Below are 26,902 nucleotides of genomic sequence, written 5' to 3'. Positions count from 1 at the left end.
CGACGACGCTCAGCGCGGCAGCTGGCTCGCGGCGCGTGCCAGCTGCTCGATGCGGGCCCAGTCGCCGTCGCGGATCGCGTCGGTCGGCACGATCCACGAGCCGCCCACGCAGGCCACGTTCGCCAGCGCGAGGAACTCTGCCGCGTTGCCGGCATGGATGCCGCCGGTCGGGCAGAAGGTGACGTCGCCGAACGGGCCCTGCCATGCCTTGAGCATCGGAAGGCCGCCGGCCTGCAGCGCGGGGAAGAACTTCAGCTGCGTGTAGCCGTCTTCCTGCGCCGTCATGATCTCGCTGCCGGTGGCGACGCCGGGCAGCAGCGGCAGGCCGATGTCGTGGCAGGCCTTGCCGACGGAGCGCGTGTAACCCGGGCTCACGCCGAACTTCGCGCCGGCCAGCGCCGCGGCCTGTGCATCGGCCGCGCTGCGGATGGTGCCGGCGCCGGCCACGGCCTCGGGCACGTCCTTGGCGATGGCCTCGATGCACTGCAGCGCCTGCGGCGTGCGCAGCGTGACCTCGAGCATGCGGATGCCGCCGGCCACCAGGGCGCGCGCGAGCGGGATGGCGTCTTTCACATCGTTGAGCACGATGACCGGGATGACCGGTGCGTCGCGCATCACGTCGAGGGGGGTGAGTCTTTCAGTCATTTCCTGGCTCCAATCGGTTACGTATGCATCGCGCTCTGTGAGGACAGCCCTGGTCACAGCCAGGTGCAGGCGCCCTCCTCGGCGGCCAGTGCATTGCGGCGCATGCCTGCGAACAGCTCGCGGCCCAGGCCGTGGCCGTCGGCGATGCGCTGCGCCTCGGACATGGTGGCGACCTCGCGGGCGGCCCATTCGTCCTCGGGCAGCAACACGGCGAGCGTACCCGCGACGGCGTCGAGGCGGATCAGGTCGCCGTCGCGCACCTTGGCCAGCGGCCCGCCGGCGGCGGCCTCCGGCGAAACGTGGATCGCGGCCGGGATCTTGCCCGACGCGCCGCTCATGCGGCCGTCGGTGACCAGCGCCACGCGGAATCCCTTGCCCTGCAGCACCGACAGCGGCGGCGTGAGCTTGTGCAGCTCGGGCATGCCGTTGGCCTGCGGACCCTGCCAGCGCACCACGCAGACCACGTCGCGCTCAAGCTCGCCGGCGGTGAAGGCCTTCTGCAGCGCGGCCTGCGAGTCGAACACGCGCGCAGGCGCCTCGATGACGTGGCGGTCGTCGGGCACCGACGACACCTTGATCACGCTGCGGCCAAGGTTGCCGCTCAGCAGCTTGAGGCCGCCGGTGGCGCTGAAAGGGTTGCCGACCGACCGGGTGACGGCCTCGTTCTTCAGCGGCGCGGCGGGAGTCCATTGCAGGCGCTGGCTGCCTTGCTCGCCGGCCTGCTGCGCCAGCGACGGAATGTTCGCGAATTCGCGGATGCCGCCCGAGCGCACCGTCAGCACGTCGGCGTGCATCAGGCCGCCCTCGACCAGCTCGCCGATCACGAAGCCGGGGCCGCCCGAGGCCTGGAACTCGTTCACGTCGGCGCTGCCGTTGGGGTAGACGCGGGTCAGCAGCGGCACCACGTCGGAGAGTTTCGAGAAGTCGTCCCAGTCGATCAGGATGCCGGCGGCGCGCGCCACGGCCACCCAGTGGATCAGGTGGTTGGTGGAACCGCCCGTGGCGAGCAGCGCGACCATGGCGTTGACGATGCAGCGCTCGTCGACCATCACGCCGATCGGCGGGCAGTCGAAGGGAGCATTGCCCGCCTTGCCCAGCACCGTGCGCACGGCTTCCCGCGTGAGCGTCTCGCGCATCGCGTCGCCGGGCTGGATGAAGGCCGTGCCGGGCACGTGCAGGCCCATGGCCTCCAGCAGCATCTGGTTGCTGTTGGCGGTGCCGTAGAAGGTGCAGGTGCCGAGCGTGTGGTAGGCGGCCATCTCGGCCTCGAGCAGGCCCTGGCGGCCGACGAGGCCCTGCGCCGCCTGCTCGCGCACCTTCGACTTGGCGCTGTTCGAAAGCCCCGAGGGCATCGGCCCGGCCGGCACGAACACCGTGGGCAGGTGGCCGAAGTGCAGCGCTCCGATCAGCAGCCCGGGCACGATCTTGTCGCACACGCCGAGCATGAGCGCCGCGTCGAACATGTCGTGCGTGAGCGCGACGGCGGTGCTCATCGCGATGACGTCGCGGCTGAAGAGGCTCAGCTCCATGCCGGGCGTGCCCTGGGTCACGCCGTCGCACATGGCCGGCACGCCGCCGGCCACCTGGGCGGTGGCGCCGAGGCCGCGGGCCTCGTTCTTGATGATGTCGGGGTAGCCCTGGTACGGCGCATGGGCCGAGAGCATGTCGTTGTAGGCGGTGACGATGCCGATGTTGGGCGCGCGCTCGGCGACCACGCGGAACTTGTCGTTGGCCGGAATGCCGGCCACGGCGTGCGCCACGTTGGCGCAGCCCATGCGGTCGGAGCCGCGGTCGCGCCCGCGGATCTCGGCCAGGCGGTCGAGGTAGGCGCCGCGCAGCCCCTGGCTGCGCTCGCGGATGCGGTCGGTGACGTCGCGTACGGTGGGGTGGGTGCTGCTGCTCATGGGGAGTCGATGGCTCTGGCCGCTGTCGCCCGGGCGACTTCGGGCCTGGAGGCTCATGGTAACAAGTCAGGCCCGAATGCCCGATGAAATCCGGGCGCATGGCAATACGAATTTACCTATTTGCCCTCCACCGGCCAGCGCGCATGAAAAAGCCCGGCATGGCCGGGCTTCCTCTTCTGGGCGCAGAGGCTCGATCGCCCGCTCAGTCAACCAGCTTGACCTCGACGCGGCGCGCCTCGGCGTTGTTGCCCGTGCCGGCCGTGACGGCGGGCTTCTGCAGGTCGACCTTGGCGGCCGGGACGCCCAGGCCCACGAGCACGTCGCGCACCATCTCGGCACGCTTCTTCGCGAGCTGCTCGTTGATGGCGGCATCGCCGGTGGTGTCGTGGAAGCCCGAGATCACCGCCTTGCGGCCGCTCTCCACGCCCTTGATGACGGTAGCCAGGGCCTCGGCGGCGCCCGGTGCGAGGTCGGCGCTGCCGGTGGCGAAATAGAAGTTCACCACGCCGTCGGTCACTCGGATGCTCGCACCGTCGGGGATGACCACGGTGACGGTCTCGGTGACCTCGGCCACCCTGGGCGCCGCGGTGCCATTGCCCTGCTGGGCCGGCACGATCACCGCGACCGGCGGTGCCGCCGAAGCCTGCGCGGCGGCCGCTGCAGCCGCTGCCGCCGCCGCGGGGTTGTGCCCCTTGTGCCAGATCACGATGCCCACCACGAACAGGATCACCAAAGCGATCAACGCCATGACGAATCCGAGGATGAAGTTCTGCTGGCTGTCGTCGTCGCTCATCGGGGGTCTTGCTCCATAGGAAAGGGGCCGGTAAATAATGGTGCGGTGAACCATGATCAGGAAATTGTAGGTGGCGGCTCCGGCACTTCCGTGTCAGAGCCGGCGCCGAACCCCGGTCCGCCGGGGCTCGATCCCATGCCCGCGCCCCTGCGCGACCCGCAGCCGATGCTGGAGCGCGCCATCGCCGACTGGGGCGGGCGCGACGACCTCTGGCTCTTCGGCTACGGCTCGCTCATCTGGCGGCCCGAATTCGGCTTCACCGAGCGCCGTCCGGCCTGGGTGCACGGCTGGCACCGCGCGCTGAAGATGTGGAGCCGCGTGAACCGGGGCAGCGTGCAGACGCCCGGGCTGGTCTTCGGGCTGCTCTCCGGGGGCAGCTGCCGCGGCATGGTGTTCCGCGTGCCCAGGGCGGACGGCCTCGAAACCCTGCGCCGGCTCTGGCTGCGCGAGATGCCCACCGGCGTGTACGACCCCAGGTGGCTGCGCTGCGGCACCGCCGAAGGCGACGTGCGCGCGCTGGCGTTCACGCTTTCGCGGCGCAGCCCCAACTTCACCGGCGAGCTCAGCGACGAGCGCTACCGCCACATCTTCGCCCACGCGGTCGGCCGCTACGGCAGCTCGCTCGACTATGCCCAGCAGACCCTGATGGAACTGCGGCGCCACTCGATCCACGACGCCGCGCTGGCCCGCCTGGTGGCGCTGGCGGAGCTGAAAGAGCAGCCTCCCCCGGAGAACGCCGCTGATTGCGATACGCCGCAGGCTCCGGTATATGTTCCGGGGTCAGCGGACAAGACTTCCTCCCAACCTTCCAGACCCGACAAGGAAAACACATGAACCAACGCCGTCTCATCGCCACCGGCTCCGCCCTCCTCGCCTCGGCCATCCTGGCCGCCTGCGGCAGCATGGGTGGCAAGCCCAGCACCGCGGTCGAGCTGGTGCCGACCGCCGCGATCACGCCCAACCCGACGCGCGGCACGGTGACCTTCACCGCCCTTGATCACGGCGTGCGCGTGGCCGGCGAGGTCCGCGGCCTGGTGCCGGGCAGCGAGCACGGCTTCCACATCCACGAGAAGGGCGACTGCGGCGACAACGGCAATGCCTCGGGCGGCCATTTCAACCCGACCGGCGGCACGCACGGCAAGTTCGGCGCGCCGGGCAGCCATGCCGGCGAACTGCCCAGCCTGCGGGCCGATTCCAGCGGCGTGGCGCGCTTCAGCCTCGAAGACCATTCGATCTCGCTCACCCCCGGCGCCGCCAACAGCGTGATCGGCCGTGCGCTGGTGGTGCACCGCGATCCCGACGACTTCACGACCCAGCCCTCGGGCAACTCCGGCCCGCGCATCGCCTGCGCGGTGATCGGCAAGCCCTGATCGGGCGACAGGAAAGATGAAGAAAGGCTAGGCGCCTTCGCGCGCCAGCCACAGCGCCTCGGCCCGCGCCAGGGCCTCGGGCGTGTCGATGTCGGTGACCACGCCCACGTCGTCCACCGCCAGATCGGCGACCGAGCCGGCGGCGCGCATCGCCCGCAGCACGGAGGCCGCGCCGGCGGGTCCCTCCAGAGCCGCCAGCTGGGCGCCGCATACCGCGGCGAAACCCACCGGATGGCCGCGCTCACCCTGGTATTGCGGCTGGACGGCATTCACCGCACCGCCGAGCGCGGCCGCCACGGCCTGAAGCGTGCCCGGCCGAACCAGCGGCAGGTCGCCCGGCAGGATCAGCCACCCCTGCGCTTGCGCAGTGGCGCGAACGGCGGCCGCGATCGAATCGCCCATGCCGGGATGCCCCGCGTCTTCAACGTGCCAGGGCAGTCCGCTGGCGCGCACCGCGTCGAGCGTGCGTTCCAGCACCGGCCTGCCGGCCAGCAGCGCCCTGAGCTTGGAGCCGGTGCCGCCGCCCGCGATGAAACGCTCGCCGCGGCCGGAAGCCAGCACGATCACCACCAGGGAATTCGCCTTCTGCGTCGTCATGGGCCGAGTATGTGCGCAACAATCCCGGCATGACTTCTCCTCTTTCCAAAGACGAGCTGGCCGCGCTGCGCAAGAGCTACGAGCGCGCCGAGCTCGACGAGACCCGCAGCGCCGACGATCCGCTGAAACAGTTCGAACGCTGGCTCACGGAGGCCGTCGAGGGCCAGGTGCCCGAACCCAACGCGATGACGCTGTGCACCGTCGGCAGCGACCTGCGGCCTTCGAGCCGTATCGTGCTCATCAAGGGCTACGACGCGCGCGGCATCGTCTGGTACACCAACTACGAGAGCCGCAAGGGCCGCGAGCTGGCGGGCAATCCGTATGCGTCGCTGCAGTTCCACTGGGTCGAGCTGGAGCGCGTGGTGCGCATCGAGGGCCGCGTCGAGAAGGCCGGCGCCGAGGAAAGCGACGCCTACTACGCGAGCCGCCCGCTCGACTCGCGCATCGGCGCCTGGGCCAGCCCGCAGAGCGAGGTGATCAGCGGCCGCGACGTGCTGGTGAAGAACGCGGCCCTCTACGCCGCCAAGCACCTGCTCTCCCCGCCGCGCCCGCCGCACTGGGGCGGCTACCGGCTGGTGCCCGACCGCTGGGAGTTCTGGCAGGGCCGCAAGAGCCGGCTGCACGACCGGCTGCGCTACAGGCTCGAAGGCGCGGACTGGGTACGCGAACGCCTCGCTCCCTGACCCCACCAATCATTCAAGGAACACTGCGGAACCGGCTTCGCCGGGCCGCAGGTGTTGCCCGCAAGCCGAGACCGAATCAAGCCTCGCAAGCGACGACCTTGAACTCGACGCGCCGGTCCAGCGCGTCGCTCGCATCGTCGGCGCCCGTGCCGACGATGTTCTCGCGAAAGCCCATGCCCGATTCGCGCAGCTTCTTCGACAGCGGCGGCGCCTCGCCCACCAGCTTCGACTTCACGCTCGCCGCGCGCTGCAGCGACAGCCGCTCGTTCACCGCTTCCGAGCCGGTGCGGCTGGTGTGGCCCGTGACCACCACGCATGAATCGATCTGCGCCGCCTGCCGCGCGATCTGGCGCAGCCACATCGGATAGGCGGCGCTGATCTTCGGATCGGCGAGGAAGTCGGTCGAGCCCGGCTTGAACAGGAACTTCACGCTCAGGTTGTTGGTTTCGAGCCCCAGCCGGGCGATGGTGCCGAAGGTCTTCTCGGCGTCGGCCGTGCGGCCGAGCTGCGATTGCGTGAGGTACAGCCCGCTGTAGATGCGCAGTTGCTGGCCATCGGGCCGCTTCGACGCGGCCTCGTAGCGGCTCAGCGCCTCGCTCATGCGGCCGGCCTCGTAGGCGGCGGTGGCTTCCTGCAGCACGGTGGCGGTGGGCAGGCGCTCCAGGTAGAGCGCGTCTGCGGCCTGACCGGGCTGGGTCTCGGCGGTGCGGATGTAGCCCTCGACGCCGCGGTCCTTGCCGTTCACCGGGCTGTCGCGGAAGAAGGGCGTGGGGCGTGTGTCGAGCGAGGCGTCGCTGATGCGCGTCACCGACTGCGCGATCACCACGCCGCTCTTGATCTCGGTGAGCGCCAGGTTCAGCCGGTAGGGTGCACCAGAGGCGTCCTTGTCGCGCACCAGCGTGCCGTTGAGCACGTACTGCGCGTTGCCGATCTCGGTCGCGTTGAATGGCGAGACAGTGAACTGCTTGAACTGCGCCTGCATGCGCTGGACGATGCGCTGCTCGGCCACGCGCGTCACCTCCGTCTGCTGGCCGCTCGCGCCCTCGAGCAGCGGGTCGATCACGATGCGGCGCTGCGTGAGCGTCGACTCCACCTTGGCCAGGAAGGCCGGCAGCTTCTGGGTCTGCACCATCAGGTCGTCCACCGCCTGGTTCACCGCCTGGTCGAAGGGCATGGCGTTGCCGGTCGCGGGACGGTGCGCGCAGGCCGCGGCGAGCACGGCGGCGGCGCACAGCGCGAGCATGCGCAGCGCCAGGCGGGCTCGTTGGATGGTGGTCGTCATCAGCATTGGCTCCTCAATGTCTTCATGTCCTGGTCCGACAGCGGCTCGCCGACGGCGGCGCGCATGTTGATCTCGGTGCAGCGCTTCGAAGGCGCGGGCCGCGGCGCTGCGGCCGCCGAGGCCTCGCGCTGCACCGGCGGCGGCGATGGCACGGGCACGGCTGGCTGCGGTCGTGCCTTCGCCACCGGCTTCGGCTTCGACGGCCCCTCTTCGGCCTTCGGCGCCCTGTCGGCCTTCGCCGCGGCCGCGGGCTCGCTCGGCTCGCGCGGCACGCTCGCCGAAAGGCATGGCGTGCGGCAAGGCTTGGGCGCCTCGGCGGCAGTCTCCGCTGCCTGCGTGGGTCGGCCTTGCAGCGCGATCACCGTCGCGACCACCGCCATAGCAAGAAGGGGCGAAGAGCGCACCGGGTGAATCATCAGCCGGCAAATGTAGGGGGCCAAAGGCCGCGCAGCATCTCGCCAAACGGCCACCCTGCCGAACGGCATAGGCGCGCCGCGTGAAGGCCCTAAGGCGAAAGTGCGCGGGTAGCTACGGGAGGGAGACCGAAGGACTCAGGGCAGCCACTGCACGCACATCATCACGAGCGTGAGCGTGGCCAGCGCCAGCACCGTCGAAACGGCGACACTGGCCGTCACCAGGTCTTCCGCCGTGCGGTAGCGCTGCGAGAACAGGAACACGTTGGCGCCGATCGGCAGCGCCGCGGCCACCACCATCACCGTGAGCGGAATGCCGCGCACGCCCAGCAGCCAGCCGATGAGGGCCACCAGCAGCGGATGCAGCAGGTTCTTCACCAGCGCCTGCACCAGCGCGCCGCGCCAGTGCCGCCCGATGGGCGTGAGCGCGAGCGTGATGCCCACCATCACCAGAGCGATCGGCCCGAATGCCTGGCCCAGCAGCTGGATCGGCTTGTCGATGGCCTCGGGCATGACCAGCCCGGTCTGGGCGAACAGCAGGCCCGCGATGATCGGCAGCGGCACCGGGTGGATGATGGCGTTGCGCAGCGCGCGCATCACGGTGCGGGCCATGGAGGGGCGCTTCTCCGCGCCCGCCGCCCCGAGCGTGTTGGCCTGCTCGCGCGCCACGGCCAGCTCCAGCACCACCGTGGCGCTGGTCAGCAGCACCAGCGAATGCAGCGATATGAGCGTGAGCAGCACCACCATGCCCGGCTCGCCGTAGGCCAGGCCGATCAGCGCGATGCCGATCATCACGGTGTTGCTGTAGGTGTTGGCCAGCGCGATCACCGCGGCCGTGCGGTTGAATCCGCGCAGCGCCAGCGTGCCCGCGAACAGCAGGCCGGAGGCGATGAAATACGCAGCCACCGGCTTGAGGCTCAGTTGCTCGACGTGCACCGTGCTCATCGCGCGGAACAGCAGCGCCGGCGCGAGCAGCAGGAAGATGAGGTGAGACAGGTCCTTCACCGCGCCGCCACCGATCCAGCGCCGCTTGCCGGCCAGGTAGCCCACTGCGATCAGCACGACCACGGGCACGAGCGAGGAGATGACGAAGGAATTCACCCGGCGAGGATAGCCGAGGGGTGCGGCTGTCTTGCTCCTTCCCCCGCTGGGGGAAGGTTGGGACGGGGGCAGGCGCGCTTGCAGAAGCCAGGCTCCCATCAAGGCCGCTTGCCCCCACCCCTGCCCTCCCGCAGCGGGGGAGGGAGAAACAACACCGGTCAGAACGTCACGCGCAGACCGACCTTCAGCGTGCGCCCCGGCAGCGGCGCGTTCGGATACACGGTCGTCGTCAGGATCGAAGTCGCGCTGTAGGCCAGCTTGTTCGTGATGTTGTCCATGCGCGCATACCAGGTGAGGTTGGCGCGCTGCACCTTCATGCGGTAGGTGATGGCGGCGTTCCACAGCGTGTAGGCATCCGTTTCGCGCGCGCCCACGGAGGGCACGCGGTGCTGCGCCGCGTTGTAGTCGAAGCCGAAGCGCGCGCCCCAAGGGCCGTTGTTGTAGGCCAGCGTGGCCCCAAGGCGCAGCGGCGCGATGCGCGGCAGCGGCTCGCCGGTGTCGAGGTTCTTGGCGCGCACGATGTCGCCGCGCCATTCCAGGTCGAGCGTGCCCGCATCGTCCATGCGTGCGAAGCCGTCCGAGCCCAGCAGGCGCAGGTTGCCGTTGGCCTCGATGCCGGTGAAGCGCGCGCGCACGCCGCCGTAGACGTACTCGGCCAGCGTGTCGGCGGCGCCGGGTTCGGCCACGTTGCCCTCCTCGTCGAGGCTGCGCCCCGTCGCGGTCAGGCCGATGTAGTTGCGAAAGCGCGTGACGTAGGCATTGACGCGGGCGGTGTTGGGGCCCGACTTCCATTGCGCGCCCAGGTCGAAGCCGGTGGACTTCTCCTTCTTCAGGTTCGGATCGCCCACTTCCCACGCACCCGTCGCCACGTGCGGGCCGTTGGCCAGCAGCTCGTAGTCCTTGGGCGCGCGCTCGGTATAGGCGAGGTTCGAGGTCAGCTGCCACTGCGGCGCGAGGTTGACCAGCGCACCGAATGCAGCGCTGTGCGGGTTGAAGGTGCGCTCGCCGATGGCAAAGCGCGTGACCGTCGGATCGTCCGGATAGCCCAGCGAGCGGATGCGGACCTGCTCGGTGCGCGCGCCGAAGCTCAGGCGGCCCCACGAAGTGCCGTATTCCTCGTGCAGGAAGAACGCGTTCGAGCGCGTGCGGCTGTGCGGCGCGAAGGCCTCCTCGCCGTCGGCGGCGAAGCGGTTGGTCTCGCTGCTGAAGCCGACCAGGCCCTCGAAGTTGCCGATCTTCTGGTGGCGCGCCTCGATGCGCAGGTCGTTGCTCATGTTCGAGAAGGTGGTGCCGGGCGTGCCGCCCTCGAACTCGGTGTGGCGGTAGTCGGTGTGGCTGAGCTTGGCGTGGATGCTGCTGATGAAGCCGCCCGGCCGCCACTCGCCTTCCAGCGCGTAGCGGTCGGACTTCATGTTGATGGTCACGTCGTCCTCGGCCACCGTGCCGTACTTGCTGCGGTAGCTGCTGACCGAGGCGCCGATGTAGCCCTGGTCGAAGAACAGCGTGCCGCCGAGCGCGCCGCCGCTGGCCTCGTTGGCCGAGTTGCAGATCTTGCGCGCCGTCCACGGCGAGCCGGGCTTGCTGCATTCGAGCGTGATCGGCACCGAGACGTCCTTGGAGTCGCGGTTGAAGGCATCGACATGCACCGCGAAGCGGTCGTTGCCGCCTTCGAGCACCACGCCGCCGTTCTTCTCCTTGTTGCCGGTGGAATAGCCCAGGTCGGCGCGGCCGCCGAAACCGTTGATGGGCTCGGAGGGAATGCGGTTGTCGATCACGTTGACCACGCCGCCCACGGCGCTGCCGCCGTACTGCAGCGCCGAGGGGCCGCGCAGCACCTCGATGCGCTCGGTGACCAGCGCATCGACGGGCACGGCATGGTCGTAGCTGAGCGCGGAGGCGTCGGGCGCGGCGCCGCCGTTCTGCAGGATACGGATGCGGTCGCCGTCCTGGCCGCGGATGATCGGCCGGCTGGCGTTGGGGCCGAAGTAGCTGCTGCTCACGCCCGGCACGTTGTCCAGCGTCTCGCCGAGGGTCGATTGGGAACGCAGCAGCAGCTTGTCGCCCGACAGCGCCGTGGTGGGCGCGATCAGGTCGGTGGCGCCCAGCGGATTGCCGGTGACGGTGATCTCGCGCAGGCTCGCGGCGTCGGCGGGTTGGGCCTGCTGGACCTGCGCGGGATCCTGTGCCTGGGCCATGCTTGCAAAGGAGGCGAGCGAAAGAACGGCAACGCCGATGGCGTTGCGACGGAAATTGGGGGTCATGAAAAGGACACTCGGTGAATCAAGGAACGACCAGCCGCCACCGCGCGCAAGGCGGGTGCAGCAGCAGCCGGAACACAAGGGGATTCAGCGAGTGGAAGGCGGGCCGCGCGCGTCGAAGAGCGCGACCCAGCGGGCGAGCGCCTCGCCCTGCAGGAAAGCGAAGGTGGCCGACGGCAGCAGCATCGGCAGCACCAGCAACGGCACGCCGGGCATGGCCGAGCCGTGCGAGAGCTGGTCGTACAGCCGGCACTCGGCATCGGTGTGATCGCCGAACAGGCTGGCCAGGTGATGAGCCGTGTGCTTGTGGACGATCTGCGCGGCCTGCGCCGCGGCGGCCGGCAGGCCCGGCACGTGCAGCGATCGGTGCATCAGCCCCAGCGTGCCCGCGAACCACAGCGCGACCGCAAGCACGACCACGAGCGCGCGGGTCGAGCGGGGTCTGGACTGTCGGATGGCGAGGTGCACGGAAGGGGTCGGGTTCGGGCCGTTCGGCGCGTCAGGCCTTCAGCCCTTGACGCGCGATGCGAAGGTCTTCTGGAACTTCTCGACCTTCGGGCCCACGACGAAGGCGCAGTAGCCCTGGTTCGGATGGTTCAGGAAGTAGTCCTGGTGATAGGCCTCGGCCGTCGAGTAGTTGGCCAGCGGCGCCACCTCGGTGACCACGGGCGAGGAGTAGGTCTTGCTGGCCTCGATCTCGCGGATCACGTCCTGGGCCACCTGCTTCTGGGCGTCGTCGATGTAGTAGATGCCGCTGCGGTACTGGGTGCCGACGTCGTTGCCCTGGCGGTTGAGCGTGGTCGGGTCGTGCACGACGAAGAAGATCTCGAGGATGTCTCGCAGGCTGATCTGCGCCGGGTCGAATTCGAGCTTGACCACCTCGGCGTGCCCGGTGCGGCCGGTGCAGACCTGCTCGTAGGTCGGGTTGACGGCCTGGCCGTTGCTGTAGCCCGATTCGACGTCGAGCACGCCCTGCACCCGGTCGAAGACCGCTTCGGTGCACCAGAAGCAGCCCCCGCCCAGCACGATGGTTTCGGTGGTCGGCGATGAAGAGGACATGGTGCGGCTCCGGAGGAGGTTGAAAAGACGAACCCGATATTGTCGCGGCTTGACGTGACGGATGTCGGTCACTACATTACTAACCCGCGAGTCATTAATAACATGTCCCCCTCCCGTTCCCTCGTCGACAAGATCTGTCCGGTGCGCGCCAAGCGCGAGCGCCGGAAGGAGGCGCGCCCCGGCGAACTGCTGGCGGCCGCGCTCGATCTTTTCGTGGAAAAAGGCTTTGCAGCGACACGCTCAGAGGAAGTGGCGGCGCGCGCCGGGGTTTCCAAGGGCACCCTCTTCCTGTACTTCCCGAGCAAGGAAGAACTCTTCAAGGCCGTGGTCATGGAGAACCTCGGCGGCCGTTTCACCGAATGGAATGCCGAGTTCGAGGCCTTCGAGGGCACCACCGCCGACATGCTGCGCTACTGCATGAACGTGTGGTGGGAGCGCGTGGGCAAGACCCAGGCATCGGGGCTGACCAAGCTCATGATGAGCGAAGGCGCCAATTTCCCCGGGCTCGCGGAGTTCTATCGCGAGCAGGTGGTCCGGCCCGGCCACGAGCTGCTGCGGCGCATCTTCCAGCGCGGCATCGACAGCGGCGAGTTCGCGCCCATGGACATCGACCACGCCATCTACTCGGTGGTCGCGCCCATGGTCTTTCTCATGCTCTGGAAGCATTCGGCCATGGTCTGCGTCGACGGCGCCGCGGCGCTCGACCCCGAAAAATACCTGGCGACCCAGGCCGAAGTGGTGATCAACGGGCTCAGCGTGCGCCCCGGAAGGCCGACCGAACCGGTGGTGTCACCGGCGGCACCTAAAATTGAAGGTTTGTCCTGAGCCCACAAGGAAAGCCACGCCATGAACCCCACCCCCACCCTCGAGCGCTTGCGCTTCAACATGATCGAGCAGCAGATCCGCCCCTGGGACGTGCTCGACAACGACATCCTCGAGCTGCTGGCCCAGATCCACCGCGAGGACTACGTGCCCGAAGCGCACCGCACCCTCTCGTTCTTCGACATGGAACTGCCGCTGCTCGACGGCTCCGTGCCCGGCGAGATCATGCTGTCGCCCAAGGTCGAGGCCCGCACGCTGCAGGACCTGCACATCAAGAAGCACGAGACCGTGCTCGAGATCGGCACCGGCTCCGGCTTCATGGCCGCCCTGCTGGGCGCCCGCGCCGCCCAGGTGCTGTCGCTGGAGATCAACCCCGTGCTGGCCGCCCGCGCCGCCGAGACGCTGCGCCGCAACGGCGTGACCAACGTCGAAGTGCGCCATGCCGACGGCTCCGTGCCGCTGCCCAGCGGTCCCAGCTTCGACGTGATCGTGCTCAGCGGCTCCGTCGCGCGCATTCCGCAGAACCTGCTCGGATCGCTGAAGGTCGGCGGCCGCCTCTCGGCCATCGTGGGCGAAGAGCCGATGATGCGCGCCCACTTCGTCACACGCACCAGCGAGAGCAAGTGGGACACCATCCAGCCCTGGGACACGATGGCCCCGCGCCTGCTGAACTTCCCCGAGCCCTCGCGCTTCGCGTTCTGAGCCGACGGTTGACACGAGCATGATCGACCAAGTCCGCCCCGCCGACCTCGCCGCCTGGTTCGCACAGAACGCCGACGCAGCCCCCGTGCTGCTCGACGTGCGCGAGCCCTGGGAGCTGCAGACGGCTAGCGTCACGCCCCAGGGCTTCACCCTGGTGGCGATTCCGATGAACGAGATCCCCGGGCGGCTGGCCGAGCTGAATGACGGCCAACGCATCGCATGCCTGTGCCATCACGGCGCGCGCAGCCAGCGCGTGGCCGCCTTCCTGAACCAGAACGGCTTTGACCAGCTCGCCAACGTGGCAGGCGGCATCGACGCCTGGTCGTCGCACGACCCTACGGTCCCGCGCTACTGATTCTTTCCCCCAAGGACGTTCAATGCCTTCCAGGCCCCGGCTTTCGCCTCTTTCCGCAGCACTCGCAACCACCTTCGCAGTCCTGCTCGCATCGCCGGCCCTGACCCAGGCCCAGACACTGAACGAACTCTACGAATCCGCCCGCGGCTTCGACGCCACGTACCAGGGCGCACGGGCCCAGTACGACGCCAGCATCGCGCGCGCCGCGCAGGCCAAGGCCGGCATCCTGCCCGCCGTGGGCCTCACCGCAGGCGTCACGCGCAGCGACCTGGACATCGACACCCTCACCGGCACCAGCCGGGGCAGCTCCGCCTCGCGCGACTTCAACACGCAGAACATCGGCATCAACGCCACCCAGCCGCTGTACCGGCCCGCGAACTGGGCCACCTACGAGCAGGGCAAGCGCCAGGCCGACATCGCCCAGGCGGTGCTCACCATCGCCGAGCAGGACCTGATCGTGCGCGTGAGCCAGGCCTACTTCGACGTGCTCGCGAGCCAGGACAGCCTGGCGCTCGTGCGCGCGCAGAAGGTGGCCGTGGCCGAGCAGCTGGCATCGGCCAAGCGCAACTTCGAGGTGGGCACCTCCACCATCACCGATTCGCGCGAGGCCCAGGCCCGCTACGACCTGGTGATCGCCCAGGAGATCGCCGCGGAGAACGACCTGCAGGTGAAGAAGGTGGTGCTCGACCAGCTGGTCGGCCGTCCCGGCAGCGTGCCGGTGCCGCTCGCCGTGCCCGTGGTGCTGCCGACGGCGACGCCCGCCGACATCAACGCATGGGTCTCGCAGGCCGACGAGGCGCATCCCTCCATCCGGCAGGCCCGCCTGGGCCTGGACGTGGCCGGGCTCGAAGTGGAGAAAGCCAAGGCCGGCCACAAGCCCACGCTGGACGCCAACCTGGGCTACAACGTCACGCGCAATCCGACCGGAACCAGCACGAGTACCGTGGGCACGCGCGTCAACGCGGCCACGGTGGGCGTCACCTTCAACCTGCCACTGTTCGCCGGCTTCGCCACCGAGAACCGCATCAAGGAAACGCTGGCGCTCGAAGACCAGTCGCGCAGCGTGCTCGAAGGCACGCGCCGCAGCGTGGCGCAAGCCACGCGCGCGGCCTACCTCGGGCTCGTTTCGGGGGCAGGGCAGGTGAAGGCGCTGGAAGCCGCCGAGGCCTCGAGCCAGAGCGCGCTCGACGCCAACCGGCTCGGCTACCAAGTGGGCGTGCGCATCAACATCGACGTGCTGAACTCGCAGAGCCAGCTCTACCAGACCAAGCGCGACCTCGCGCAGGCGCGCTACAACGTGCTGCTGGGCAACCTGAAGCTGCGCCAGGCCAACGGCACGCTGACCGTGGACGACATGAACGCGATCAACGCGACGCTGGCCAGCAGCGGCAGCGTGCCGGCCGTGCCGCCGGCCATCGGCCCCGACCGCGGCACGACGACGACCACGACACCCGTTGTGCCCGCGACGCCGCCGAGCATCCCCGCGATCCCGCCGGTGCAGACGCCGCAGTTCAATCCGCCCGCACCGACGATGCCGACGGCGCCCGTGCCGCCGGTGATCGTGAATCCGCCCGTGCGCTGAGCCAGTTGGATTTTTCTCCCTCCCCTCCCGGGGGAGGGTCGGGGTGAGGGCACCGTGGCTTTGACCCATTCGCAGCGCTCGCTGGGCACTTGCCCCCATCCCAACCTTCCCCCTCTGGGGGAAGGAGCCAGAGGCAATTCAATCCAGCGTGGGTTCCGCGCGCGGCGGTTGTTGCGGATCGCCGTCCAGCGGCGCATTCACCGTGTCCACCGGCTCGGCCGCCTGCGCAATCGCCAGCACTGCCGCCGCCGTGCGCTCGGCCGCGCCGCGGTTCGACGAGGAGAACGCCAGCGCGGCCTGCGCCATCGCGGCGCGGCGCTCGGGGTTCTCGACCAGCTTCAGCGCCGCAGTGACGGCCTGCTCCATGCCTTCGACGCGCAGCGATGCGCCCGCGGCCAGCGAGAGCTGCGCTGCCTCGGCGAAGTTGAACGTGGACGGGCCCATGACCACCGGGCAGCCGCAGGCCGCCGGCTCGATCAGGTTCTGCCCGCCCAGCGGCTCGAAGCTGCCGCCGAGCAGCGCCACGTCGGCCAGGCCGTAATAGAGCGCCATCTCGCCCAGCGAATCGCCGAGCCAGATCTCGGCATCGGACGGCTGGCCCGCCGCACTGCGGCGCGCCACCGCGAAACCCTCGGCCTCGATCAGCGCCGCGACCTCGTCGAAACGCTGCGGGTGGCGCGGCACGATCATCCATTGCACGTCATGCACGCGCTTGGCGATCGAGCGGATCGCGCCCTGCTCCGGCGGCACCGGTGACGTCGCGCCGAAACGCTTGAGCACTTCGAGCAGCATGCGCTCCTCGCCGTCGCGCGAGCTTGCGAGCACCACCATCGGCTTGGGCAGGCGCTCGCGCAACGAGGCAGCGGCGGTGAGCTGGCGCGCATCGGGCGTGGCGTCGAACTTCAGGTTGCCGTAGATGCCGGCCACCTTGGCGCCGAGCGACACCAGCCGGTGCGCATCGGCCTCGGTCTGCGCCCACACGGCCGTGAGAGACGAATACGCGGGCCGCGCCAGCCATGCAAGGCGCTCCGCCGCCGCCAGCGACTTCTCGTTGAGGCGCGCATTGGCCAGCACGAGCGGAATGCGGCGTTCGGCGCAGGCGGCAGTCAGCTCGGGCCAGACCTCGGTTTCCATCAGCACGCCGATGCGCGGCTGGAAGCGGTCGAGGAAGCGGCGCACGGCGCCAGGCGTGTCCCACGGCTGCCAGACCTGCGTGTCGCCCGGCTCCAGCAGCTTGGCACCTTCCTCGCGACCGGTGGCGGTACCGTGCGTGAGCAGGATCGGCACGCCGGGGTACTGCCGGCGCAGCTCGGCGATCAGGATCGCGGCCGCGCGCGTCTCGCCGAGCGAGACCGCATGCACCCAGCACTGGGCGTGCCCGGTGATGGCTTCGTCGTAGTAGCCGAAGCGCTCCTCCACCGCCACGCCGTAGCCTGGCTCGGCCTGCGCGCGGCGCCGCAGCTTGCGGCGCACGAGCGGTTGCACGACAGTGGTGAAGGCGCCGTAGAGGCGCAGCAGCAGGGAACGCACGATTCAGTTCCCCACCAAGACCACACCGTTGCGGAACCCACAGCGCGTGAGACCCGCGCGGCCTTTCACGCCAGCGCTACCTTGGAGCTGGCTTTGCCGGGCCAGCGGTATCGCCCCCTGGAAGGGGGTTGGCGCAGCGACACGAAGCGCGCGAAGACGGGGGGTCATCCTAATGCGCCGCTTCGCCTACCTTGGCGTCGGGCTTGGCGGTTCTCAGAAGGGCCAGCATCTCGGCCTCGATGCGCTTGAGCGCCGCATCGGTCTGCCCTTCGAAGCGCAGCACCAGCACGGGCGTGGTGTTCGACGCGCGGATCAGCCCGAAGCCATCGGGCCAGTCGACGCGCAGCCCGTCGATAGTCGATACCTTGGCGGGCGCGGCGAAGTTCGCGCCCTTCACCAGCTTGTCGACCACCGCGTGCGGCTCGCCCTCGGCGCAGGCCACGTTCAGCTCGGGCGTCGAGAAGCTCGTGGGCAGCGCGTTGAGCACGGCGTTCGCGTCGGGGCTCTTGCTCAGGATCTCGAGCAGGCGGCAGCCCGCGTAGGTGCCGTCGTCGAAGCCGAACCAGCGCTCCTTGAAGAAGATGTGGCCGCTCATCTCGCCGCCCAGGGGCGAGTCGATTTCCTTCATCTTCGCCTTGATGAGCGAGTGGCCGGTCTTGAAGATCATCGGCTTGCCGCCCGCGGCCTCGATGGCCGGGCCCAGGCGCTGCGAGCACTTCACGTCGTAGACGATGGTGCCGCCGGGCACGCGCGAGAGCACGTCCTGCGCAAAGAGCTGCATCTGGCGGTCCGGGAAGATGTTCTGGCCGTCCTTGGTGACGATGCCCAGGCGGTCGCCGTCGCCGTCGAAGGCCAGGCCCAGTTCGGCGTCGCCGGCGGCCAGCGCGGCGATCAGGTCCTTCAGGTTCTCGGGCTTGCTCGGGTCGGGGTGGTGGTTGGGGAAGTTGCCGTCGACCTCGCTGAAGAGCTCGGTCACCTCGCAGCCCAGGGCGCGGAAGATGGCCGGGGCCGAGGCGCCGGCGATGCCGTTGCCCGAATCGACCACGATCTTCATCGGGCGCGCCAGCTTGATGTCGCCAGCGATGCGCTCGATGTAGGCCGGGGCCACGTCGACCTTGCGCACGCTGCCGCCCGGGGCGAGCTGCGCGGTGCCGGCTTCCATGGTCCTGCGCAGGGCCTGGATCTCGTCGCCGTAGATCGCACGGCCGGCCAGCACCATCTTGAAGCCGTTGTAGTCCTTGGGGTTGTGGCTGCCGGTGACCTGGATGCCGCTCGTGCACAGCGTGTGGGCCGCGAAGTACAGCATGGGCGTGGTGACGGCGCCCACGTCGATGACCTCGATGCCCGTGGCCACCAGGCCCTTGATCAGCGCCTCGGCCAGCGCGGGGCCCGACAGGCGGCCGTCGCGCCCTACCGCCACCGACTTCTCGCCCGCCGCGCGGGCCGCGCTGCCGAAGGCCCTGCCCAGCGCTTCCGCCACCTCGGCATCGAGTGTGACCGGCACGATGCCGCGGATGTCATAGGCCTTGAAGATCGACGCGCTGAGCTGCATGGAGAGGCGTTCCCTGTCGGATTTGTAAACCGGGCATTGTAGGCAAGGCCCCGGGTGGCCACATGTCCGGAAACGGCCAGTTGAAACGAGTCGAAACCGTATCATTTCCCCATGCCTGCCGACCACCACTCCACCGAAGCGCTCGAGAGCGACGCCTGCTACCTGGCGATGAAGACGCACGACGCGCGCTTCGACGGCTCCTTCTTCACCGCGGTGACCTCCACCGGCATCTACTGCCGCCCGGTCTGCCGCGTGAAGCTGCCGCGGCGCGAGAACTGCCGGTTCTTCCGCCATGCGGCACAGGCCGAGGCCGCGGGCTTCCGCCCCTGCCTGCGCTGCCGGCCCGAACTGGCCCCTCGCGCTTCGGGCGCGGCGAGCTGGTCGACCGAAGATGCCTCGCGCATCCTCGCGCAGCAGGCCGCGCGGCTGATCGACGAGCCCGACGCCTGGTCCGAAGACGGCCCCGGCGCGGCCCAGATCGCGGCGCGCCTGGGCGTGAGCGACCGCCACCTGCGGCGCATCTTCGAATCGCAATTCGGCGTCTCGCCCCTCCAGTACCTGCAGACGCGCCGCCTGCTGGCCGCCAAGCAGCTCATCGCCGACACGCGCCTGCCGATGACGCAGGTCGCGCTGGCCAGCGGCTTCGCCAGCGTGCGCCGCTTCAATGCAGCCTTCCTGGAGCACTACGGCCTGAATCCGAGCGCGCTGCGGCGCGCCGGCGGCGGCGCGGACAACGGCAGCGCAGGCGGCCATGGCAAGGCGATCGAGGTGCGCCTGGGCTTCCGACCGCCCTACGACGCCAACGCCATGCTGGGCTTCTTCGCACGGCGCGCGCTGCGCGGCGTGGAGATGGTCTCCACCGCCGACGGCAAGGAACCCGCCAAGGGCAGCACGCCCGACTACGTGAAGCTGACCCGCACCCTGCGCATCCAGCAGGGCGCACAGGCCCACGCGGGGTGGCTGCAGCTGCGCTTCGACCTGCAACGCGAGCAGATGCTGCTGTCGGTCAGCGATTCGCTGGCCGCCGTGCTGCCCATCGTCATCAGCCGTGCCCGCGCCCTGTTCGACCTCGATGCGGAGCCGATGGCCATCAATGCGGCGCTGCACGCGGCCTTTCCGCACGGCGACGGGCTTCGCGTGCCCGGCGCGGTCGACGGCTTCGAGCTCGCGGTGCGCGCGGTGCTGGGCCAGCAGATCACGGTGGCCGCGGCGCGCACGCTGGGCTCGCGGCTGGTCCAGGCCTTCGGCGAAACGCTGGCCACGCCGGTCGAGGGGCTGGACCGGCTCTTTCCCACGCCGGCGGCCATCGCGGCCGCGAGCGGCGACGAGCTGGGCCGGCTCGGCATCGTGCGGCAGCGGCAGACGGCGCTGCAGGCCGTCGCGCGCGAAGTGGCCTCCGGCAGGCTGGCGCTGCACGCCGGCGCCGACGTGCCCTCCACCATCGCCGCGCTGCAGGAGCTGCCCGGCATCGGCGCCTGGACTGCGCAGTACATCGCGATGCGCGCGCTGCGCTGGCCCGACGCCTTTCCGGCCGGCGACGTCGCGCTGCAGAAGGCCCTGGGCGTGACCACCGCCCGCGCTGCCAGCGAAGCCTCGCAGGCGTGGCGGCCGTGGCGCAGCTACGCGGTGCTGCGGGCTTGGCACGCCCCGACCCCGGCGTTGGCGGGCTCGCCTTCGCCACCTGCGGCCACCGAGTCCGGATCTCCCCTCATCACAACGGCAGGCGTCGCAGCCTGAAGCGTCATGAAGTTCAAGAGCAAAGTCATCTACACCTCGCACATCGACACGCCGCTGGGCGGCGTCACGATGGCGGCCACCGACAACGGGCTGGCCGGCGTCTGGTTCGACCAGCAGCGCCACTGGCCCGACACCAGCGGCTGGATCACCAGGGACGACCATCCCGCGCTGGTCGAGGCGGCCACGCAGCTGCGCGACTACTTCGCCGGCAAGCGCGACAGCTTCGACATGAAGCTCGACCTCTCGCACGGCACCGCGTTCCAGCAGAGCGTGTGGCAGCAGCTGCTGGCCATTCCGGCCGGAGCCACCACGAGCTACGGCGCGCTCAGCATCAACGTGGGCAACCCGGCCGCGGTGCGCGCGGTGGGTGCTGCCGTGGGACGCAATCCGATCAGCGTGATCGTGCCCTGCCACCGCGTGCTGGGCTCCGACGGCTCGCTGACCGGTTACGCTGGCGGGCTCGAACGCAAGACCGCATTGCTGCAGCTCGAAAAGGCGATCTGAGCCCGAGCGAGCGAACGCGCAAGCGCACAGAAGAAAGAACGACCGAGGACGCATGACCACAACGAAGAACGACAACGTCGCCCCCGCCGCCAAGGCCCTCCCCCCCACCGCGTGGCTCATCGACCTGGTGCTGCTGGGGGCGCTGTGGGGCGCCTCCTTTCTCTTCATGCGCATCGGCGCCGCCGAGTTCGGCGCGTTGCCTACGGCCGCGGTGCGGGTGGCGATCGCCGCGCTGTTCCTGCTGCCGATCGCGCTGCTGCGCGGGCAGGGGCCGTCGCTTGCGAAGCACTGGAAGGCCAGCATGCTGGTCGGCGTCTTCAATTCGGGCATGCCCTTCGCGCTCTTCTGCTTCGCGCTGCTGACCATCAACACCGGCCTCGCGGCAGTGCTCAACGCCACCACGCCGATGTTCGGCGCGCTGGTGGCCTGGGCCTGGTTCCGCGAGCGGCCGGCGAACTGGCGGCTGGTGGGGCTGGTGATCGGTTTCGCGGGCGTGGCGATGCTGGCGAGCCGCAACGCCGGCCTGCATTCCGGTGCCAGCGGCAATGCGGCGCTCTTCGCAGTGCTCGCCTGCCTCGCCGCCTGCCTGTGCTACGGCATCTCCGCCAGCGCCACGCGGGCCTGGCTGGGCGGCGTGCCCGCGCTCACTACGGCCACGGGCAGCCAGATCGGCGCCACCGCCTTCCTGGCCCTGCCCGCCTTCTGGCTCTGGCCCACGCAGATGCCCAGCCTGCGCGCATGGCTCGCGCTGCTGGCGCTGGGCATCGCCTGCACCGGGGTGGCCTACATCCTGTTCTTCCGCCTGATCGAGCGCGCCGGCCCGGCACGCGCGTTGACGGTGACCTTCCTGGTGCCGGTGTTCGCGCTGTTCTACGGCGCGGTGTTCCTGGGCGAGAGCATCACGCAGTGGATGCTGGTGTGCGCGGTGGTGATCGTCTGCGGGGTGGCGCTGTCGACCGGCATCGTCAAGCCGGGCTGGCCGCGCAAGGCGCCAGCCTGAAGGCGCGTCGCGTGGCGCCTACACGGCGCCCGCGACCACGTTCACCGAAAGCGCCAGCACCAGCATGTTGAAGGCGAAGGCCAGCATGCTGTGCAGCAGCGTGATGCGCCGCATCTCCTTAGAGGTCGCCTGCACGTCGGAGACCTGCGAGGTCATGCCGATCACGTAGGAGTAGTAGAGAAAGTCGAAGTAGTCGGGCGCGTCGTCCTTGCCCGGAAAGTCGAGGCCGCCGTCGGGCGTGCCGTCGCGCTGGTCGATGTAGTAGCGGTGCGCGTAGTGGAAGGCGTAGATCGTGTGCATCGTCAGCCACGAGCCCACGAGCGCCACCAGCCCGAGCGCGATGTGCGCCGCGCGTACCCAGCCGCTGAGGTCCTTCACCTGCTGCAGCAGCATGGCGATGGCCACCACGCTCATCGCCACGACCAGCAGCATCGACACCAGGATCAACACGTTCGGCTGGTCCAGCGACTGCGCGCGCTCGCGCGTGCGCCTGGCGTCGAAGGTGCAGGCCAGCCACCATGCGAGCAGCTGGTGCACCACCACGCCCGCGCACCAGGCGGCCAGGCCCCGCGCCATGCCGCTCATGGGCACCGGCAGGAGCGCAACGGCAACGGCCGCGCCCGCGGCGGCACCATAGAAAAGACGTTGGGGACCGGTGGTGGTGGAGAGGTGTCGGCGCATGACGGCACTTTAGCGCCCGCCAAGGGGCGCAACGCGCCGTCGCGGCGTAGAGCTATTCCTACAACCACTGCGGCATTCCGCGCATCCGCGAAGTCCTTGTCGCCCTCTAACGTATCGCCTGTTCAGGGAGCCTCGCCCTCAAGCACCGCACAACAGGACGCAGCCACCCGGCTCCCGTTCCGCCACGACGACGTGCCCGAGGGGGATCCATCCAGTTCCAGTTTCGCCCATCCGCTTCTTCAAGGATTCTTCAATGCCGCTGCCTCGTCCCCGTCTTCTCCCGTCCGTCCGGCACCCCGTGCTGCTCGGCGCAGGGCTGCTCATTGCCGCCGCGCCTGCCTTCGCCGACCCCTCCCCTGCGCTCGATCGCTTCAGCTTCTCGGTGGGCGGCTTCAACGCCGATCCGAAGATCAGCGCATCCTTCGGCACGGCGTACGGCGCATTGCAGACGGGCGACATCAAGCCCGGCCGCGTCACCATGCCGCGCATCTCGGCCGACGTGCTGCTGGGCGACAGCCAGGGCATCTCCTTCGACTACTACCGCTACAAGCGCGACTACTCCGGCGGCGTCGCCAACACCACGTCGCTCGGGCCCTTCGGCACGCTCAACACCTTCGGCAATGCGGACCTGAGCACCAAGCTCGACTTCGCGAAGCTCTCATACAAATGGTGGATCGGCTCGGGCAACACCGTGCTCGGCCTCGGCGCCGGCGCCGCCTACTACCGCGCGACGCTCGGCGCCAGCGCCCTGGCCTCCGTGAACGGCCAGATCGGTACCCTGAGCCAGAGTTCGAGCGACAACGCCGTGGCGCCGCTGCTGGAGATCGGCGTGCGCCACGCCATCACGCCCGACCTGCGCCTCTTCGCCGACGCCTCGGGCGTATGGAAGAACGGCGGCCGCTTCCACGGCAACATCTACAACGCTTCCGCGGGCGTGGAGTGGTTCCCGGTGAAGAACGTGGGCGTGGTGCTGGCCTATGGCGTGACGAACATCGACCTGACGCGCAACAACGACTTCGCCGATACGCGCCTGAAGGTCAAGCTGCAGGGTCCCTCGGCCTTCCTCAAGGCGCGCTTCTAGGCGCCCGATCCGGCTGCGGGGTGGCAGCCAGTCTTCGCAAGACGCGGTGCGGCGCACGGCCTTAGGCTGCGCCCACCATCGAAGAACGGAGACGAAGAGCATGCCCGCAGCCGCCAACGGCCCTGTGCCGCCGCAGTTCCATTCGCGCATCTCGCGCATCGCGCTGGGCGACGTGATCCACCGCAGCGCACGCCGCTTCGGCGCACGCACGGCGCTCGTCGAAGGCGAGCACCGCATCACCTACGGCGAACTCGACGCCGCCTCAAACCGCTTCGCGCACCATCTGCTGGGCCTGGGCCTGTCGGGCGGCGACCGCGTGGGGATGCTGTGCAACAACTCGATCCAGATGGTGGTCGCCATGCTGGGCATCCAGAAGGCCGGCCTCGTGTGGGTACCGATCAACACCGCGCTCGCTGTGGATGCCATCGGCTACATCCTCGGCCATGCCGAGGTGCGCCATGTCGTGATCGACACCGCGCTGCACGCCCGGCCCGAGCTGCGTGAACTGCTGAGCACGAAAGGCGTGGCGCCCATCCTCTGCGTGCTCGACGGCGACACGCCGCCGGAAGGCTTGCCCACCGTGCTGCAGGCCATCGCGCAGGGCCCGGCGACCCTGCCCGACGTGCCCATCGACAGTACGCAGCTCGCGCTCATCATGTACACCAGCGGCACCACGGGCCGCCAGAAGGGCGTGATGCACTCGCACGCCTCGGTGCATTCGGTGCTGTTGAGCAACATGGTCGAATGGGGCAGCAGCCCCGAGCGCGCCGACGTGTGGAGCAGCGTGCTGCCGCTCTTCCACTGCGGCCAGCACACGGTGCTGATGTCGGCGCTGGCGGTGGGCGGCTCGCTCGTGGTGCTGCGCGGATTCGACCCCGGCGCGGTGCTCTCGGCCATCGAGCGGCACCGCATCACGGTGATGGTCGGCCTGCCGATGATGTACGGCGCGCTGCTCGCGCATCCGCAGCGCGCCGCGCGCGACATCTCGAGCCTGCGGCTTTGCGTGTATGCGATGGCGCCGATGTCGCGCACGCTGCTGCTGCGCCTGCTCGACGAGTTCTGCCCGAACTTCGCGCTCGTCTCGGGCCAGACCGAGATGTACCCCGGCGCCACCATCTTCGAGGCGCACGAGCAGCGCAGGCGCTTCGGCTCCTACTGGGGCGTGGGCACGCTGGTGAACGAGGTCGCGGTGATGGGCGACGGCGGCGAGCTGCTCGGCCCCGAGCAGGTCGGCGAGATCGTCTTCCGCGGCCCCAACGTGATGCTCGGCTACTACAACGACCCGGAGGCCACCGCGAACGCGCAGCGCTTCGGCTGGCACCACTCGGGCGACCTGGGCAAGCTCGACGCCGACGGCCAGCTGATCTTCCTCGACCGGCTCAAGGACATGGTCAAGTCTGGCGGCGAGAACGTGCCCTCGATCAAGGTCGAGGAGGTGCTGCTGCGGCACCCCGCCGTGCTCAACGCCGCGGTGGTGGGCCTGCCGCACGAGCGCTGGGGCGAGGCCATCACCGCCTTCGTCACGCGCAGGCCCGACGCACCGGCGGACTTCGACGAGGCCGCGCTCTCCGCCCACTGCAAGGAGCACCTGGGCGGCTTCGAGGTGCCGAAGAAGATCATCTTCCTGCCGGCGCTGCCGATGACCTCGACCGGCAAGATCCAGAAGTTCGAGCTGCGCCGGGCGCACCACGACCACTACGAGCGCGAGGGTTGATCCGCGCCCTGCAGCAGCGTCGCGCGCACCTCCTTCTTCAGCACCTTTCCCACCCTGGATCGCGGCAGGTCGAGCCACACCTCGATCTGCTTGGGCGCCTTCACGCTGCCGATGCGCGCCTTGACGAAGGCCTTGACGTCCTCCACGTCCACCTGCCGGCCTTCGTGCAGCTGCAGCACCGCCACCACGCGCTCGCCCCACTTCTCGTCGGGCAGTCCGACGACGGCGCTGTCCTGCACGTCGGGGTGCTGCAGCAGCGCCTGCTCGACCTCGGCCGAATAGACGTTGAAGCCGCCCGAGATGATCATGTCCTTGGCCCGGTCGACGATGTAAAGAAAGCCATCGGCATCGAGGTAGCCGATGTCGCCCGTGTGGTGCCAGCCATGGCGAGAAGCCTCTTCGGTGGCGCCCGGGTTCTTGTAATAGCCGAGCATCACCAGCGAGCCGCGCACCACGATCTCGCCGCTCTCGCCCGTGGGCAGCAGCACGCCGTCGGCGTTCATCACGCCCACCTGCACGAGCGGGCCCGGCCTGCCCGCCGAAGACAGACGGTGGCGAGCGATGGTGCCGTCGGCGTTGAAGTGCTCGCGCGGCGACATCATCGAGATCATCATCGGCGCCTCCGTCTGGCCGAAGAGCTGCGCCATGACGGGGCCGATCTTCTGCAGTGCCTCTTCGAGCCGCGCGGCCGACATGGGCGCGGCGCCGTACCAGAAGCACTGCAGCGAATCGAGCTTCGTGTGCGCGAGCTGCGGATGCTGCAGCAGCATGTAGATCAGCGTGGGCGGCAGGAATGTGTGGGTGACCCCATGCGCCTCGATGAGGCCAAGGAACTCGCCCAGGTCGGGCCTGGGCATGATCACGACCTGCCCGCCCAGCGCCATCACCGGCAGGCACAGCACGCCGGCGGCATGCGTGAGCGGCGCCAGCGCGAGGTAGACGGGCCGCCCCTCGAAGGGATAGCCCATCAGCGTCAGCGCCGACATCGCCTCGAGATTGCGCCCCGACAGCATCACGCCCTTGGGCTGGCCTGTGGTGCCGCCGGTGCCGGCGATCATCGCCAGGTCGTCGGGCGGCGCGACGTCGAAGGGCGAGTCGTCCAGGCCCTCGAGCCAGTCTTCCAGCGAGGGCGCGAAGGCCTGGCGCTGATCGAGGCACACCAGCGCCCGCAGCCCGGGCAGTTGCGGGCGCATCTGCTCGACCATGGCCGCATAGTTGCCGTGGAAGACCAGGCAGGCGCAGTCGAAGGCATCGAGTACGTAGGCGTTCTCGCCCGCTTCGTTGCGCGGATTGATCGGGCACCACACGCAGCCCGCGCGCGAGATGCCGAACACGGTGGCGAAGGCCGTCGCGTCGTTGCTCGAAAGCACGGCCACCTTGTCGCCGGGGCGGATGCCGCCGCGTTGCAGGCCCCTCGCCACGCGCCAGCTGATGCGCTGCACCTGGGCATAGCTCAGGCTGCTGCCGCCCATGGTGAGGCACGGCGAATGGGCGCCGAGCTGGGCGCCCTTGTCGAGGTAGTCGACCAGGCGCATGG

General features: G+C 69.6%; 26 protein-coding genes. 13 read left to right on the top strand and 13 right to left on the bottom strand.

The genetic code is table 11. The features are described from left to right. Positions 1-9 precede the first annotated feature (9 nt). The 3 genes from eda to ACTJLF_RS11455 all read right to left on the bottom strand — a co-directional run bounded on the left by eda (position 10) and on the right by ACTJLF_RS11455 (position 3,342). Positions 10-645, bottom strand: coding sequence for a bifunctional 4-hydroxy-2-oxoglutarate aldolase/2-dehydro-3-deoxy-phosphogluconate aldolase (gene eda, locus ACTJLF_RS11465; protein ID WP_440883095.1), 636 nt, complete (start codon positions 643-645; stop codon positions 10-12). Between the two features lie 53 nt (positions 646-698). Next, the gene (gene edd, locus ACTJLF_RS11460; protein ID WP_440883094.1) at positions 699-2,549 is read right to left on the bottom strand and encodes a phosphogluconate dehydratase; all 1,851 of its coding nucleotides are present in this window, start codon (positions 2,547-2,549) and stop codon (positions 699-701) included. A gap of 202 nt (positions 2,550-2,751) precedes the next feature. Continuing rightward, positions 2,752-3,342, bottom strand: coding sequence for an OmpA family protein (locus ACTJLF_RS11455; protein ID WP_440883093.1), 591 nt, complete (start codon positions 3,340-3,342; stop codon positions 2,752-2,754). 135 nt (positions 3,343-3,477) lie between these two features. On the opposite strand from ACTJLF_RS11455, the gene ACTJLF_RS11450 reads away from it, so the two are divergent. Both ACTJLF_RS11450 and ACTJLF_RS11445 read left to right on the top strand, forming a co-directional pair. After that, positions 3,478-4,176, top strand: coding sequence for a gamma-glutamylcyclotransferase (locus ACTJLF_RS11450; protein ID WP_126185527.1), 699 nt, complete (start codon positions 3,478-3,480; stop codon positions 4,174-4,176). Continuing rightward, on the top strand, positions 4,173-4,712 hold the full coding sequence (locus tag ACTJLF_RS11445) for a superoxide dismutase family protein (RefSeq protein ID WP_019654866.1): 540 nt from the start codon (positions 4,173-4,175) through the stop codon (positions 4,710-4,712). The genes ACTJLF_RS11450 and ACTJLF_RS11445 overlap by 4 nt, the downstream gene beginning before the upstream one ends. 27 nt (positions 4,713-4,739) lie before the next feature. Here ACTJLF_RS11445 and ACTJLF_RS11440 read toward each other — a convergent pair whose 3' ends face one another. Further along, positions 4,740-5,309 carry a nucleotidyltransferase family protein gene (locus ACTJLF_RS11440; protein ID WP_440883092.1) on the bottom strand — a complete coding sequence of 190 codons (570 nt, stop codon included), beginning with the start codon at positions 5,307-5,309 and terminating at the stop codon, positions 4,740-4,742. Between the two features lie 29 nt (positions 5,310-5,338). On the opposite strand from ACTJLF_RS11440, the gene pdxH reads away from it, so the two are divergent. Then, positions 5,339-5,992, top strand: coding sequence for a pyridoxamine 5'-phosphate oxidase (gene pdxH / locus ACTJLF_RS11435; protein ID WP_132797547.1), 654 nt, complete (start codon positions 5,339-5,341; stop codon positions 5,990-5,992). Positions 5,993-6,068: 76 nt separating this feature from the next. On the opposite strand, the gene ACTJLF_RS11430 is transcribed toward pdxH, so the two are convergent. Then, the gene (locus tag ACTJLF_RS11430; protein ID WP_132797545.1) at positions 6,069-7,280 is read right to left on the bottom strand and encodes an OmpA family protein; all 1,212 of its coding nucleotides are present in this window, start codon (positions 7,278-7,280) and stop codon (positions 6,069-6,071) included. An 18-nt stretch (positions 7,281-7,298) separates the two neighbouring features. Between ACTJLF_RS11430 and ACTJLF_RS11425 the strand changes: the two genes are divergently transcribed. Further along, the gene (locus ACTJLF_RS11425) at positions 7,299-7,685 is read left to right on the top strand and encodes a hypothetical protein (RefSeq protein ID WP_440883091.1); all 387 of its coding nucleotides are present in this window, start codon (positions 7,299-7,301) and stop codon (positions 7,683-7,685) included. Between the two features lie 140 nt (positions 7,686-7,825). Here ACTJLF_RS11425 and ACTJLF_RS11420 read toward each other — a convergent pair whose 3' ends face one another. The 4 genes from ACTJLF_RS11420 to msrA form a co-directional block, all read right to left on the bottom strand. Beyond that, positions 7,826-8,788, bottom strand: a complete 963-nt coding sequence (locus ACTJLF_RS11420; protein WP_354327058.1) for an AEC family transporter — start codon at positions 8,786-8,788, stop codon at positions 7,826-7,828. Between the two features lie 158 nt (positions 8,789-8,946). Next, entirely contained in the window at positions 8,947-11,049 is a 2,103-nt protein-coding gene (locus tag ACTJLF_RS11415; RefSeq protein WP_019654860.1) for a TonB-dependent receptor, read from the bottom strand. Between the two features lie 84 nt (positions 11,050-11,133). Beyond that, positions 11,134-11,514 carry a hypothetical protein gene (locus ACTJLF_RS11410; RefSeq protein WP_019654859.1) on the bottom strand — a complete coding sequence of 127 codons (381 nt, stop codon included), beginning with the start codon at positions 11,512-11,514 and terminating at the stop codon, positions 11,134-11,136. Positions 11,515-11,553: 39 nt separating this feature from the next. Then, positions 11,554-12,105, bottom strand: a complete 552-nt coding sequence (gene msrA / locus ACTJLF_RS11405; protein WP_184605372.1) for a peptide-methionine (S)-S-oxide reductase MsrA — start codon at positions 12,103-12,105, stop codon at positions 11,554-11,556. Positions 12,106-12,207: 102 nt separating this feature from the next. Between msrA and ACTJLF_RS11400 the strand changes: the two genes are divergently transcribed. From ACTJLF_RS11400 to ACTJLF_RS11385, 4 genes are read left to right on the top strand one after another with little or no spacing between them, the layout of a single operon-like run. Continuing rightward, positions 12,208-12,930, top strand: coding sequence for a TetR/AcrR family transcriptional regulator (locus tag ACTJLF_RS11400; RefSeq protein WP_019654857.1), 723 nt, complete (start codon positions 12,208-12,210; stop codon positions 12,928-12,930). A 21-nt stretch (positions 12,931-12,951) separates the two neighbouring features. Continuing rightward, positions 12,952-13,629, top strand: a complete 678-nt coding sequence (locus ACTJLF_RS11395) for a protein-L-isoaspartate O-methyltransferase family protein (RefSeq protein ID WP_126185520.1) — start codon at positions 12,952-12,954, stop codon at positions 13,627-13,629. Between the two features lie 19 nt (positions 13,630-13,648). Continuing rightward, a complete protein-coding gene (locus ACTJLF_RS11390) occupies positions 13,649-13,984 on the top strand; it encodes a rhodanese-like domain-containing protein (RefSeq protein ID WP_019654855.1) in 336 nt (111 codons plus the stop codon). Positions 13,985-14,006: 22 nt separating this feature from the next. Further along, the gene (locus ACTJLF_RS11385) at positions 14,007-15,566 is read left to right on the top strand and encodes a TolC family outer membrane protein (protein ID WP_019654854.1); all 1,560 of its coding nucleotides are present in this window, start codon (positions 14,007-14,009) and stop codon (positions 15,564-15,566) included. A gap of 138 nt (positions 15,567-15,704) precedes the next feature. Here ACTJLF_RS11385 and ACTJLF_RS11380 read toward each other — a convergent pair whose 3' ends face one another. Further along, positions 15,705-17,096: a 3-deoxy-D-manno-octulosonic acid transferase gene (locus ACTJLF_RS11380; protein WP_019654853.1), complete on the bottom strand. Its 1,392-nt coding sequence runs from the start codon at positions 17,094-17,096 to the stop codon at positions 15,705-15,707. A 169-nt stretch (positions 17,097-17,265) separates the two neighbouring features. Beyond that, complete coding sequence (locus ACTJLF_RS11375) at positions 17,266-18,648, bottom strand: phosphomannomutase/phosphoglucomutase (protein WP_019654852.1); 1,383 nt, start codon at positions 18,646-18,648, stop codon at positions 17,266-17,268. A gap of 111 nt (positions 18,649-18,759) precedes the next feature. Between ACTJLF_RS11375 and ACTJLF_RS11370 the strand changes: the two genes are divergently transcribed. Genes ACTJLF_RS11370 through ACTJLF_RS11360 form a run of 3 tightly spaced genes read left to right on the top strand, consistent with a single transcriptional unit; the run spans position 18,760 to position 21,889 of the window. Continuing rightward, entirely contained in the window at positions 18,760-20,385 is a 1,626-nt protein-coding gene (locus ACTJLF_RS11370) for a DNA-3-methyladenine glycosylase 2 family protein (RefSeq protein ID WP_440883090.1), read from the top strand. 6 nt (positions 20,386-20,391) lie between these two features. Then, positions 20,392-20,889, top strand: a complete 498-nt coding sequence (locus ACTJLF_RS11365; protein WP_019654850.1) for a methylated-DNA--[protein]-cysteine S-methyltransferase — start codon at positions 20,392-20,394, stop codon at positions 20,887-20,889. A gap of 52 nt (positions 20,890-20,941) precedes the next feature. After that, the gene (locus ACTJLF_RS11360; RefSeq protein WP_019654849.1) at positions 20,942-21,889 is read left to right on the top strand and encodes a DMT family transporter; all 948 of its coding nucleotides are present in this window, start codon (positions 20,942-20,944) and stop codon (positions 21,887-21,889) included. Positions 21,890-21,907: 18 nt separating this feature from the next. Here the strand turns inward: ACTJLF_RS11360 and ACTJLF_RS11355 are convergent, their stop codons facing one another. Next, positions 21,908-22,570, bottom strand: coding sequence for a DUF1345 domain-containing protein (locus tag ACTJLF_RS11355; protein ID WP_019654848.1), 663 nt, complete (start codon positions 22,568-22,570; stop codon positions 21,908-21,910). Positions 22,571-22,823: 253 nt separating this feature from the next. On the opposite strand from ACTJLF_RS11355, the gene ACTJLF_RS11350 reads away from it, so the two are divergent. Then, positions 22,824-23,651: a hypothetical protein gene (locus tag ACTJLF_RS11350; RefSeq protein WP_051127585.1), complete on the top strand. Its 828-nt coding sequence runs from the start codon at positions 22,824-22,826 to the stop codon at positions 23,649-23,651. A gap of 100 nt (positions 23,652-23,751) precedes the next feature. Next, the gene (locus ACTJLF_RS11345) at positions 23,752-25,365 is read left to right on the top strand and encodes a class I adenylate-forming enzyme family protein (RefSeq protein ID WP_440883089.1); all 1,614 of its coding nucleotides are present in this window, start codon (positions 23,752-23,754) and stop codon (positions 25,363-25,365) included. Here ACTJLF_RS11345 and ACTJLF_RS11340 read toward each other — a convergent pair. After that, a complete protein-coding gene (locus tag ACTJLF_RS11340) occupies positions 25,347-26,900 on the bottom strand; it encodes an acyl-CoA synthetase (RefSeq protein ID WP_440883088.1) in 1,554 nt (517 codons plus the stop codon). The genes ACTJLF_RS11345 and ACTJLF_RS11340 overlap by 19 nt on opposite strands. Between the last annotated feature and the right edge of the window lie 2 nt (positions 26,901-26,902).

The sequence above is a fragment of the Variovorax sp. 22077 genome, assembly GCF_052044195.1.
Classification (GTDB): Bacteria; Pseudomonadota; Gammaproteobacteria; order Burkholderiales; family Burkholderiaceae_C; genus Variovorax; species Variovorax atrisoli.
The sequence above is the reverse complement of the archived record's forward strand: the minus strand, read 5'-3'. Positions and strand labels throughout refer to the sequence as shown.

Excerpts from the sequence above, each read along its gene's own strand:
- eda (WP_440883095.1), bottom strand. The coding sequence starts at position 645 with ATGACTGAAAGACTCACCCCCCTCGACGTGATGCGCGACGCACCGGTC.
- edd (WP_440883094.1), bottom strand. The coding sequence starts at position 2,549 with ATGAGCAGCAGCACCCACCCCACCGTACGCGACGTCACCGACCGCATC.
- ACTJLF_RS11455 (WP_440883093.1), bottom strand. The coding sequence starts at position 3,342 with ATGAGCGACGACGACAGCCAGCAGAACTTCATCCTCGGATTCGTCATG.
- ACTJLF_RS11450 (WP_126185527.1), top strand. The coding sequence starts at position 3,478 with ATGCCCGCGCCCCTGCGCGACCCGCAGCCGATGCTGGAGCGCGCCATC.
- ACTJLF_RS11445 (WP_019654866.1), top strand. The coding sequence starts at position 4,173 with ATGAACCAACGCCGTCTCATCGCCACCGGCTCCGCCCTCCTCGCCTCG.
- ACTJLF_RS11440 (WP_440883092.1), bottom strand. The coding sequence starts at position 5,309 with ATGACGACGCAGAAGGCGAATTCCCTGGTGGTGATCGTGCTGGCTTCC.
- pdxH (WP_132797547.1), top strand. The coding sequence starts at position 5,339 with ATGACTTCTCCTCTTTCCAAAGACGAGCTGGCCGCGCTGCGCAAGAGC.
- ACTJLF_RS11430 (WP_132797545.1), bottom strand. The coding sequence starts at position 7,280 with ATGCTGATGACGACCACCATCCAACGAGCCCGCCTGGCGCTGCGCATG.
- ACTJLF_RS11425 (WP_440883091.1), top strand. The coding sequence starts at position 7,299 with ATGTCCTGGTCCGACAGCGGCTCGCCGACGGCGGCGCGCATGTTGATC.
- ACTJLF_RS11415 (WP_019654860.1), bottom strand. The coding sequence starts at position 11,049 with ATGACCCCCAATTTCCGTCGCAACGCCATCGGCGTTGCCGTTCTTTCG.
- msrA (WP_184605372.1), bottom strand. The coding sequence starts at position 12,105 with ATGTCCTCTTCATCGCCGACCACCGAAACCATCGTGCTGGGCGGGGGC.
- ACTJLF_RS11400 (WP_019654857.1), top strand. The coding sequence starts at position 12,208 with ATGTCCCCCTCCCGTTCCCTCGTCGACAAGATCTGTCCGGTGCGCGCC.
- ACTJLF_RS11395 (WP_126185520.1), top strand. The coding sequence starts at position 12,952 with ATGAACCCCACCCCCACCCTCGAGCGCTTGCGCTTCAACATGATCGAG.
- ACTJLF_RS11390 (WP_019654855.1), top strand. The coding sequence starts at position 13,649 with ATGATCGACCAAGTCCGCCCCGCCGACCTCGCCGCCTGGTTCGCACAG.
- ACTJLF_RS11385 (WP_019654854.1), top strand. The coding sequence starts at position 14,007 with ATGCCTTCCAGGCCCCGGCTTTCGCCTCTTTCCGCAGCACTCGCAACC.
- ACTJLF_RS11375 (WP_019654852.1), bottom strand. The coding sequence starts at position 18,648 with ATGCAGCTCAGCGCGTCGATCTTCAAGGCCTATGACATCCGCGGCATC.
- ACTJLF_RS11370 (WP_440883090.1), top strand. The coding sequence starts at position 18,760 with ATGCCTGCCGACCACCACTCCACCGAAGCGCTCGAGAGCGACGCCTGC.
- ACTJLF_RS11365 (WP_019654850.1), top strand. The coding sequence starts at position 20,392 with ATGAAGTTCAAGAGCAAAGTCATCTACACCTCGCACATCGACACGCCG.
- ACTJLF_RS11360 (WP_019654849.1), top strand. The coding sequence starts at position 20,942 with ATGACCACAACGAAGAACGACAACGTCGCCCCCGCCGCCAAGGCCCTC.
- ACTJLF_RS11355 (WP_019654848.1), bottom strand. The coding sequence starts at position 22,570 with ATGCGCCGACACCTCTCCACCACCACCGGTCCCCAACGTCTTTTCTAT.
- ACTJLF_RS11350 (WP_051127585.1), top strand. The coding sequence starts at position 22,824 with ATGCCGCTGCCTCGTCCCCGTCTTCTCCCGTCCGTCCGGCACCCCGTG.
- ACTJLF_RS11345 (WP_440883089.1), top strand. The coding sequence starts at position 23,752 with ATGCCCGCAGCCGCCAACGGCCCTGTGCCGCCGCAGTTCCATTCGCGC.
- ACTJLF_RS11340 (WP_440883088.1), bottom strand. The coding sequence starts at position 26,900 with ATGCGCCTGGTCGACTACCTCGACAAGGGCGCCCAGCTCGGCGCCCAT.